This is a genomic window from Streptomyces sp. MnatMP-M17 (assembly GCF_900091995.1).
Lineage (GTDB): Bacteria > Actinomycetota > Actinomycetes > Streptomycetales > Streptomycetaceae > Streptomyces.
Window position 1 is genome coordinate 1 of the sequence record NZ_FMDK01000854.1, and the last position, 10,097, is coordinate 10,097.

At 69.2% G+C, this 10,097-nt stretch carries 8 protein-coding genes and 1 pseudogene; 3 read left to right on the forward strand and 6 right to left on the reverse strand.

Annotated features, from left to right (window positions below; all coding sequences use genetic code 11):
- Positions 1-1,035 (forward strand): MsnO8 family LLM class oxidoreductase (locus GA0115259_RS31940; protein ID WP_107469316.1); only part of this gene is annotated, 1,035 nt, incomplete at its 5' end.
- On the opposite strand, the gene GA0115259_RS31945 is transcribed toward GA0115259_RS31940, so the two are convergent.
- From GA0115259_RS31945 to GA0115259_RS31955, 3 genes are all read right to left on the reverse strand, one after another.
- Entirely contained in the window at positions 932-1,678 is a 747-nt protein-coding gene (locus GA0115259_RS31945; protein WP_093603439.1) for a succinate dehydrogenase/fumarate reductase iron-sulfur subunit, read from the reverse strand. The genes GA0115259_RS31940 and GA0115259_RS31945 overlap by 104 nt on opposite strands.
- Complete coding sequence (locus tag GA0115259_RS31950) at positions 1,675-3,660, reverse strand: fumarate reductase/succinate dehydrogenase flavoprotein subunit (RefSeq protein WP_093603450.1); 1,986 nt, start codon at positions 3,658-3,660, stop codon at positions 1,675-1,677. Before GA0115259_RS31950 ends, GA0115259_RS31945 begins: the two co-directional genes overlap by 4 nt.
- 134 nt (positions 3,661-3,794) lie before the next feature.
- On the reverse strand, positions 3,795-4,505 hold the full coding sequence (locus GA0115259_RS31955) for a succinate dehydrogenase (RefSeq protein ID WP_093603441.1): 711 nt from the start codon (positions 4,503-4,505) through the stop codon (positions 3,795-3,797).
- A gap of 96 nt (positions 4,506-4,601) precedes the next feature.
- Here GA0115259_RS31955 and GA0115259_RS31960 point away from each other — a divergent pair, with 96 nt between their 5' ends.
- Complete coding sequence (locus GA0115259_RS31960) at positions 4,602-5,585, forward strand: LysR family transcriptional regulator (RefSeq protein WP_237540640.1); 984 nt, start codon at positions 4,602-4,604, stop codon at positions 5,583-5,585.
- On the opposite strand, the gene GA0115259_RS31965 is transcribed toward GA0115259_RS31960, so the two are convergent.
- The 3 genes from GA0115259_RS31965 to GA0115259_RS31975 all read right to left on the reverse strand — a co-directional run bounded on the left by GA0115259_RS31965 (position 5,555) and on the right by GA0115259_RS31975 (position 9,675).
- Entirely contained in the window at positions 5,555-7,714 is a 2,160-nt protein-coding gene (locus tag GA0115259_RS31965; RefSeq protein WP_093603443.1) for a putative bifunctional diguanylate cyclase/phosphodiesterase, read from the reverse strand. The two genes, GA0115259_RS31960 and GA0115259_RS31965, sit on opposite strands and share 31 nt — an antisense overlap.
- On the reverse strand, positions 7,711-8,523 hold the full coding sequence (locus tag GA0115259_RS31970; RefSeq protein WP_093603445.1) for an SAM-dependent methyltransferase: 813 nt from the start codon (positions 8,521-8,523) through the stop codon (positions 7,711-7,713). The genes GA0115259_RS31965 and GA0115259_RS31970 overlap by 4 nt, the downstream gene beginning before the upstream one ends.
- A gap of 207 nt (positions 8,524-8,730) precedes the next feature.
- Entirely contained in the window at positions 8,731-9,675 is a 945-nt protein-coding gene (locus GA0115259_RS31975; RefSeq protein ID WP_093603447.1) for an SCO0930 family lipoprotein, read from the reverse strand.
- Between the two features lie 225 nt (positions 9,676-9,900).
- On the opposite strand from GA0115259_RS31975, the pseudogene GA0115259_RS41310 reads away from it, so the two are divergent.
- Positions 9,901-10,097: pseudogene (locus GA0115259_RS41310) on the forward strand (hypothetical protein); the annotation flags it as partial.

The following is a 10,097-nucleotide window of genomic DNA, read 5'->3' on the forward strand; positions in this document are numbered from 1 at the left end:
CCCGCGGCGGCCGTCGCCGCCGCGACCTCGACGATCCGCGTCGGCACCGGCGGTGTGATGCTGCCCAATCATCAACCGTTGGTCGTCGCCGAGCAGTTCGGAGTGCTGGAGTCGCTGTTCCCGGGCCGGATCGACATGGGGCTCGGCCGTTCCGTGGGCTTCACCGACGGCATACGCGCGGCCCTGGGCCGCGACAAACAGCACGCCGAGGACTTCGCCGGACAGCTCGCCGAACTGCTCGGCTACTTCACCGGAACCCAGGCCGCACACCCCCAGGTCCACGCCCACCCCGCCGAAGGCCTCCACATACCCGCCTTCGTCCTGGCCACCGGCAAGGGCGCACAGATCGCGGCCGAAGCCGGACTGCCCCTGGTCATCGCGGCGGTACGCGGCGAAGACGCGATGCTGCGCGCGATCGACGCCTACCGCAAGGACTTCCGCCCATCCGCCTGGGCCGAGCGCCCCTACGTCGTACTCTCCGGCACGGTCGCGGTCGCCGCCACCACCGAGGAAGCCCGCCGCCTACTCCTCCCGGAGGCCTGGTCCACGGCGTACTCCCGCACACACGGAGTGTTCCCGCCGCTCATGCCCGTCGACACCGTACTCACCACCACCATGACCACCCGCGAACACACCCTCTTCGAGGCCGCCTACCGCGACCAACTCCACGGCACGGCGGACGAGGTGGCAGCGGCCCTGGAGAAGCTGCTGTCGCGCACCGCGGCAGACGAGTTCCTGGTCACAACAAGCACATACGACACCGGCTCTTTGCTGGACTCGTACGAACGCCTGGCAGCCCTGCTGGGGCTCGGGGGTACGAATGTCGGCAACGGTCTCGTCCTGGCAGGCGACGACGCTGGCCGCAGGCTGCCTTCCCTCACCGCAGCGGACCAAATCTCGATCCCACAGACCGGAGAGAAGAGAGCGCCCGCTAGCGCGCCACCTTGCGCGTCGCCCGCAGCCATTCCTTGTTCATCGCGGCGATCGACGGGAGCGGGATGCCCTTCGGGCAGGCCGTGGCGCATTCGCCGGTGAGGGTGCAGCCGCCGAAGCCTTCTTCGTCCATGGTGGCGACCATGTCGAGGACGCGGGTCTCGCGTTCGGGGGCGCCTTGAGGGAGGACGTTGAGGTGGTTGATTTTGGCCGAGGTGAAGAGCATCGCCGAGCCGTTGGGGCAGGCCGCGACGCAGGCGCCGCAGCCGATGCATTCGGCGTGGTCGAAGGCGAAGTCGGCGTCGGGTTTGGGGACCGGTGTGGCGTGGGCTTCGGGTGCGGCGCCGGTCGGGGCGGTGATGTAGCCGCCCGCGCCGATGATCCGGTCGAACGCCGAGCGGTCCACCACCAGGTCCTTGACCACCGGGAAGGCCCCGGCCCGCCAGGGCTCGACATCGATGGTGTCGCCGTCCTTGAAGTGCCGCATATGGAGCTGGCAGGTGGTGGTGCGCTCGGGGCCGTGGGCGTCGCCGTTGATGACCACGCCGCACGCGCCGCAGATGCCCTCGCGGCAGTCGTGGTCGAAGGCGACCGGCTCGTCGCCTTCGAGTATCAGCCGCTCGTTGAGCGTGTCGAGCATCTCCAGGAAGGACATGTCCGGGGAGATGCCGTCGATGCCGTAGGTGACCATGGCACCGGTGGCGTCGGCGTCCGGCTGGCGCCAGACGCGCAGGGTGAGCCTCATGCGTAGCTCCGCTGGGTGGGATGGACATACTCGAAGACGAGGTCTTCCTTGTGCAGGACGGGCGCGGTGCCGGTGCCGGTGAATTCCCAGGCCGCCGCGTACGCGAACTCCTCGTCGCGGCGCGCCGCCTCGCCGCCCTCGGTCCGCGACTCCTCGCGGAAGTGGCCGCCGCAGGATTCGGCGCGGTGCAGCGCGTCGAGGCACATCAGCTCGGCCAGTTCCAGGTAGTCGACCATGCGATTGGCCTTCTCCAGCGACTGGTTGAGCTGTTCGCCGGTGCCCGGCACCTTGATCCGCCGCCAGAACTCCTCGCGGATCTGCGGGATCCGGTCGAGCGCCTTGCGCAGTCCCTGCTCGTCGCGCGCCATACCGCAGTGGTCCCAGAGCAGTTCGCCGAGCTCCTTGTGGAACGAGTCGGGCGTACGGTCGCCGTCGACCGCGAGCAGCAGCCGCAGCCGGTCCTCGGTCTCGGCGACGGCCTCGGCGACCACCGGATGGGAGTCGTCGATCTCGTCGTGGTGCGGATTGCGGGCGAGATAGTCGTTGATGGTGGACGGCAGGACGAAGTAGCCGTCGGCCAGGCCCTGCATCAGCGCGGACGCGCCGAGCCGGTTGGCGCCGTGGTCGGAGAAGTTGGCCTCGCCGATCGCGAACAGGCCGGGCACGGTGGTCTGGAGGTCGTAGTCGACCCAGAGTCCGCCCATCGTGTAGTGGATCGCCGGATAGATCCGCATCGGCACCTCGTAGGGATCCTCGGCGGTGATCCGCTCGTACATCTCGAAGAGATTGCCGTACTTCTCCTCGACGGCCTTGCGGCCGAGCCGGGCGATGGCGTCGGCGAAGTCCAGATAGACGCCCTGGCCGCCCGGGCCGACGCCGCGCCCTTCGTCACAGACGTTCTTCGCGGCCCGTGAGGCGATGTCGCGCGGCACGAGATTGCCGAAGGAGGGATAGATCCGCTCCAGGTAGTAGTCCCGCTCGTCCTCCGGGATCTCGGCCGGCGGGCGCCGGTCACCGGCCGCCAGCGGCACCCAGATACGGCCGTCGTTGCGCAGCGACTCGCTCATCAGCGTCAGCTTGGACTGATGCTCCCCGGAGCGCGGGATACAGGTCGGATGGATCTGGGTGAAGCAGGGATTGGCGAAGAGGGCGCCGCGCCGGTGGGCCCGCCAGACGGCGGTGGCGTTGCTGTTCTTGGCGTTGGTCGAAAGATAGAAGACATTGCCGTAGCCACCGGACGCGAGGACGACCGCGTCGGCGAAGTACGTGGAGATCTCGCCGGTGATCAGATCGCGGGCCACGATGCCACGGGCCCGTCCGTCGACCACGATCAGATCGAGCATCTCGGTGCGCGGATGCATCTCGACGGCGCCGGCCGCTATCTGCCGGGACAGCGCCTGGTAGGCGCCGAGGAGGAGTTGCTGGCCCGTCTGGCCGCGCGCGTAGAACGTACGGGAGACCTGGACGCCGCCGAAGGAGCGGGTGTCGAGGAGTCCGCCGTACTCCCGGGCGAACGGCACGCCCTGGGCGACGCACTGGTCGATGATCTCGACGGAGACCTCGGCGAGCCGGTGCACATTGGACTCACGGGCGCGGAAGTCGCCGCCCTTAACGGTGTCGTAGAAGAGCCGCTGGACGGAGTCGCCGTCGTTGCGGTAGTTCTTCGCCGCGTTGATCCCGCCCTGCGCGGCGATGGAGTGGGCCCGGCGCGGCGAGTCCTGGTAGCAGAACTGGACGACGTGATAGCCCTGTTCGGCGAGTGTCGCGCCCGCCGCGCCGCCCGCGAGGCCCGTACCGACGACGATGACGGTGTGCTTGCGGCGGTTGGCGGGATTCACCAGCTTCGCCTCGAACCGGCGCCGGTTCCAGCGCTCGGCGACGGGCCCGTCCGGCGCCTTGGTGTCGGCGATCGGCTCGCCGACGGTGTACGCGGCGTAATCGGTGCAGCCGGCGGTGTGGTCGGCGTGGGCGGTCCTGTTCATGCTCGGCTCATCCCTGTCCTTGCTGTCCATGCTCGGCCTGTCCGTGCCGTCCGCCCGGTCCGTCTTGTCCGCCCGGTCCGTCTTGTCGTCCTTGTTGCCCGCCCGGCCCGTCCTGTCCGTGGTGCTTTCCATCGTCAGCTCACCACTCCGGTCATCACGCCGACGGGGATGGAGATGAAGCCCGCGGTCAGCGCGAACGCCAGCACTGCGGCCGAGGTCTTCAGTGCGCGCTCACGGGCGGCGCTGCCCACGCCGAGCGTCTGGGCCGCGCTCCAGAAGCCGTGCAGGATGTGCAGGCCGAGCGCGAGCATCGCGACGATGTAGATGACGTTCCCGTACCAGGTGGAGAAGGTGTCCACGACGTTCTGGTACGGATGGCCGGGCTGGAAGCCTCCGGGATGCGCGGTTCCGGTCGTCAGATCGAGGATGTGCCAGACGATGAACAGGGCGAGGATGATCCCGCCCCAGCGCATGGTGCGGGTGGCGTACGTGGCACGCGCCCGCTTGTGCGCATAGCCGACCGGGCGGGCCGCGCGGTCGCGGCGGCTGAGCTGGTACGCGCAGACCGCGTGCAGCACCACGGCCACGACCAGCACCACCCGGAGGATCCAGAGCGCCCACTCGTAGTGCAGAACCGGTTCGCCCAGGGTTCGCAGCCAGTGCGCGTATCCGTTGAACTCCGGTGCCCCGAAGAAGATCTTGAGATTGCCGAGCATATGCGCGACCAGATAGCCGAGCATGATCAGGCCGCTCACGGCCATGACCGTTTTCTTCCCGATCGTCGATCCCCAGAGGGTGCGGGTCATGGACGGCCGTTGGTCCGTCCCCCGCGTTGCCAGCGCCATGGACAGCACGCTAGGCCGCTTGCCGCCCAGTGGTCCAAGACATGGTCCGGCTGATCTCCATAGCCGCTGGCTATCACGCGATCTACCCTGGTTCTTATGCAGTTCCAGCAGCTTCTCTACTTCGTGGCCGTCGCCGAGACCAGGCACTTCACCCGCGCCGCGGAACGGGTCCATGTGTCGCAGCCCTCTCTCTCGCAGCAGATCAGAGCACTGGAGAGGGAGCTGGGCGCCGAGCTGTTCAGCCGCGCCCGGGGCAATGTGGCCCTCACCGACGCGGGCGAGGCACTGCTGCCGCTCGCCCGGCGCATCCTCGCCGACACCGAGACCGCCCGGCACGAGGTGCAGGAGCTGGTGCAGCTCCGGCGTGGCCGGGTGAGGCTGGGCGCGACGCCCAGTGTGTGCACGGGCCTGCTGCCCGATGTGCTGCGCGCCTTCCACGATCTGCATCCGGGCATCGAGCTGCTGATCGAGGAGAGCGGTTCGCACGATCTCGTACGGGAGCTGGCGCGCGGCGCGCTGGATCTGGCGCTGGTGGTCATGCCGCTGCCGGCCGCGTCACCAGCGCTGACCACGGTCGAGCTGCTGCACGAGGATCTGGTCGTGGTCTCGTCGGCCGCCGCTCCGGCCCCGCGCCGCCCGCTCAGGATCGCCGATCTGGAGGGCGAGCCGCTGGTGATGTTCCGGCACGGCTACGACCTGCGCGAGCTGACGGTGGCGGCCTGCCGCGCCGCCGGGTTCGAGCCGTCGTTCACGGTGGAGGGCGGCGAGATGGACGCCGTGCTCGGTTTCGTACGGGCCGGTCTCGGTCTGGCGGTCGTACCGAGCATGGTGGCCGCGCGGGCGCGCGATCTGCGGGTCACCGCCCTGGCCAGGCCGGGACTGCGCCGTACGATCGCGCTCGCCCACCGCAGCGATGTCGCGCCGCCGCGCGCCGCCCGCGAGCTCCAGCGCGTGCTGCTGGCCACCCAGGCCGCGGCCCCGGGAAGAGCCGGGACGGCAGGAGGAGCCACGGCCCCGGCAAGGACCGGGACCGCGGCCGTTACGAACGGTCAGACCGCGTCCGCGAGCGACAGCTCGTGAAGCTGCTCGGGCGGCCCGGGTCTGGCGTAGTACCAGCCCTGCGCGGTGTCGCAGCCCAGCCGGCGCAAATGCTCCGCCTGCGCTCCGGTCTCCACGCCCTCCACCGTGACGGCCAGCTCCAGGCTGTGCGCCAGCGACACGATCCCTTCGACGATCTTCAGATCGACCGGATCCGCCGGATGCTGCTGCATCCCCTGGGTGAAGGAACGGTCAAGCTTGAGCACGCTCACCGGCAGTCGGCGCAGATTGGCCAGATTCGAGTAGCCGGTCCCGAAGTCGTCCAGCGCGATGTCGACGCCCATCTCGGCGAGCTGACGCAGCGGTTTGAGCAGATCCTCGTCGGCCCCGATCAGCCCCGACTCGGTGACCTCCAAGCAGAGTGAGCCGGGCGGCAGACCGATACGCTCCAGCACCTCCACCGTGTCGGAGACCAGCCCCGGATGGTGGAGCTGCGTCGGGGAGAGATTCACATTGATCCGCAGCGGTCCGCCGAGCGTCCCGGCGGGAAGTGTCTGGTGCCAGAACATGGCCTGCCGTACGGACTGTTCCAGCACCCAGCGGCCGAGCGGCACGATCAGTCCGGTGTGCTCGGCGAGCGGGATGAACCGGTCGGGCCCGAGCACTCCGTGCTGCGGATGCGACCAGCGCACCAGCGCCTCCGCGCCGTGCACGGAGCCGTCCTCCAGATGGACCAGCGGCTGGTACTCGATGAAGAACTCACCGCGCTCCAGGGCCGCCGGCAGCGCCGTGGTCAGCCCGTGCCGGGTGATGGCGCGGGCATCGGCCTCCGGATCGGCCAGTTCGTAGCGGTTGCCGCCCGCCGCCTTGGCCCGGTACATGGTGATGTCCGCGCTGCGCAGCACCTCCGCCGGGCTGTGCTCGGCGGCGAGTCCCTCCACGATGCCGATGCTGCCGCGTACGGTGAACTCCCGGCCGTCGAGCAGGATCGGCGTGGCCAGTACGCCGAGGATCCGCGAGGCCAGATCGGCCACACCGCGCTGAGTGTCCGGGCCCGTGGTCAGCGCCACGAACTCGTCGCCGCCGAGCCGGGCCACCATCTCGCCGGGCGCGGTCGCGCAGCTCTGGAGCCGGTCCGCGACCTCGACGAGCAGCCGGTCCCCGGACGCGTGGCCGAGGCTGTCGTTGATCGCCTTGAAGCCGTCGAGATCGAGATAGCAGAGACCGAAGCGCGTACTCCCGGCGGCGGAGAGCGTCTTGTCGAGACGCTCGAAGAACAGGGTCCGGTTGGGCAGTCCGGTCAGCGCGTCATGGGTGGCCTCGTACCGCAGCCGCAGATTGAGCAGCCGCCGCTCGGTGGTGTCCTCCATCAGCGCGAGCTGGTACTGCGGCGCGCCCTCGGTGTCGCGGAGCAGCGAGACCGTCAGATTGGTCCAGAGCACGGTGCCGTCGTTGCGGTAGAACGGCTTCTCGACCCGGAAGTTCTCGCGCTCACCGCGCACCAGTTCGCCGTACATCCGCCAGACGTGCGGCACATCCTCGGGATGGACCCACTCACTGACGTTCCTGCTGCGGACATGGTGTTCCAGTCCGCCGAACATCTCGGTGAGCGTTTCGTTGACCTCCAGCACATTGCCTTCGAGGTCGGCGATGCCGATACCGACGGCCGCGCCGTCGAAGACCGCGCGGAAACGTGTCTCGGTGGCGTGCAGCGCCTCCTCGGCATGGCTGCGGGCGGCGAGCGCGGAGCGCGCGATGGCCTCCTGCTCGGCGAGGGTGCGCTCACGCAGGGCCTGGGCGAAGCCCGCGGCGAGGGAGTGCTGGAGCCGGGCGCAGCGGGCCCGGCCCTCCTCGACCGGCAGCTCGTCCGTACCGCAGTACAGGACCAGATAGGAGTCGATGACGCCCAGTGTGCGGGTGAGGGCCTCGGGATCGGTGCAGTGTGCCAGGACCAGCTCGGCGCCGACGCGCGCCGCGGGCGCGGTGTCGAACGGGCGCGCGTGCAGCGCGTCCGTCAACTTCCTTGCCAGCGGCATCAGATGGGTTTCGAACTCGGGGCGGGTCAGCGGCGTGGCCGTGGCCGGGAAGATCGCCCGGCTCCAGATGGTCGCGAACCGTCTCAGTCTGTCCTCCGGACCGTCCGGGCCTGCCGGCTGCGACGGGACCATCACGCTTTGCGTCCTACTCCGGCGATGCCCGAGTAGGCATACGGATCCTCCTGGGCGTCCGGGCAGTCCGGCCGCCACTCGGGCATGAACACCAGGCCGGGCTGGACCAGTTCGAAGCCGTCGAAGAAGCGGGCGGTCTCCGCGCGTGACCGCATCACCAGCGGATTGCGGATGTTCCGGTAGACGCCGACCGCGCCGTCCGCCTGCTCGGGAGTGAGCGGCAGACGGTCGTACGAGGCGTGCGTGAGGACGAGCAGACTGCCGGGCGCGAGCGCGTCACGCAGCTCGGCCACCGCGCCGTACGGATCGTCCTCGTCCTCCAGGAAGTGCAGCACGGCGACGAGCAGCAGCGCCACGGGCCGGTCCAGGTCGAGCAGTTGGAGCGCCTCGGGGCTGGCGAGTATCTGACCGGGCTTGCGCAGATCGGCGCTCACGATCGCGGCGTTGTGGTTCCCGTCGAGAACGGCCCGGCTGTGGGCGACGGCGACCGGGTCGTGATCGACATAGAGCACCCGGGCTTCGGGGTTCGAGGTCTGGGCGACTTCATGGACATTGCCGAAGGTGGGAATACCGGAACCGATGTCGAGAAACTGCGAGATGCCTTCGTTCAGGGCGAATTCCACCGCACGGCGCATGAACGCCCGATTCGCCTTCATGATCTTGGGAAGCCCCGGCATGAACTCCATTGCCTTGCGCGCGGCTTCCCTGTCCACCTCGAAATTGTGCGAACCGCCCAGATAGTAGTCGTAAATGCGGGACACGCTCGGCATCGATATGTCGATGCCTCGCGGAGCCCAGGCGGGACGCTCCATCGATGTCTCCAACAAGTCGCCACGGATCGCGGCCAGGTACCTGGCCGGTTGTTCGAGCCGAGGCTACTGATCGACCGCCAAGAGGGCGAGCCCAAACGGAAATCAGCGATCCGTTCTTGGTCACACGCCGGCGGCATGTGCGACCGGTCCGCCGTCACACGGAGGGGCGTGACGGCGGACCGACGGGCCGGAGGCGCGGCGTGGGGACTACTTCGGCGCTCCGACCAGCTTGGCATTCGGCGAAACGGCGTACCAGGTGCCGCCGACGCCCTGACCATTGGTGTCGCCCGGCTTTGTGTCACCGGTGAAGGTGTAGATCGGCCAGCAGTCGATGCTCTGCTGCTTGATTCCGTCGGGCCTGTCGAAGGTCACGAAGCCCTTCTCGATGATGCCTTCGGTGTCATTCTTGTCGACGGGAGCGACAACCGGCCACTTCTCCAGGCACTCGCCGGTGCAGGCCGACGACATCGGCCAGGCGGTGTCCTTCTTGAACCGGTACACCGTCATTCCCTTTGAATCGACCACAATGTCACCGAGCTTGGGATCCTTGCGGACGGACAGGCCCGGCAGGTCACCGGCGGTCACCTCGCCGCCCGCGGCGCCCGCCGGGGCCGCCTTCTTGCCGTCGGGAGCGGAGGCGAACCAAGTGCCGCCCACACCCTGGCCGTTGGCGTCGCCGGGGCTGGTGTCCTTGGCGTACCGGTACATCGGCCAGCCCGCGATGGTGAGCTGCTTGGTGCCGTCGGCCCTGGTGATCTCGCCGAGCAGTGAGGGATCGGTGCCCGGCGCGGCCTCGGCGTCGCCCGCGGCCACTACGGGCCAGGCGGTCACACAGTCGCCCTCGCAGTTCGACTTGGGCGGGTTGGCCGTGTCCTTGTCGAAGCGGTAGAGCGTGAACCCCGCGCTGTCGGTGAGGACCTCGCCGAGCTCCTTGCTGTCCCACACGGCGAGCTGACCGGCCGACTTGGCCTCGGGCGCGGCGCCCGTGTCGGTGCCGTAGCCGCTGTCCGCGCCGTAACCGGCGTCGGCCGGCTTGGCGGCGCCGACAGACTGGCCGTTGGTGTCGGTGCCCTGCTCCTGACCGCACGCCGTCGTCAGGGCCAGTACGGCCGCCGCGGTCACCGCGAGCGAGGCGTTCCGCCAGGTGTTCATGTCAACTCCTGTTGTTCGTAAGCCAGTTGCTGCGCCTGGGTGCGCCTTTCATGGCCCTAAGTACGGGCCGGGACCACCGCCGTGTTCAACGCGACCGGAAAAAACTTCCGGCGGTCTTCGAACGGCCTTCCGGCGGCCAAACCTCAGGCGGTCGAAAAGCCCCTATCCGGGGGAATCCGAGCAACTTCCGGCGTGCCACGGCGAAATGGGGAACAAGCTCCTGCCGTGTATCGATCACTTGTCGGACGGCTGCTCGCGGCAGCCGCGCTCATATCGCTGTCGGCCGTTCCCGTGCCGGCCGTGGCGCACAGCTGCGCCTACGCCTCGCTCGGTCCCGGCGGCCTGGGCTCGGTGGTGTCCGTGGCGGGCAGCGGTGACTGCCGGCCTACGCCGACTCCTCCGCCACCGCCGAACCCACCGCC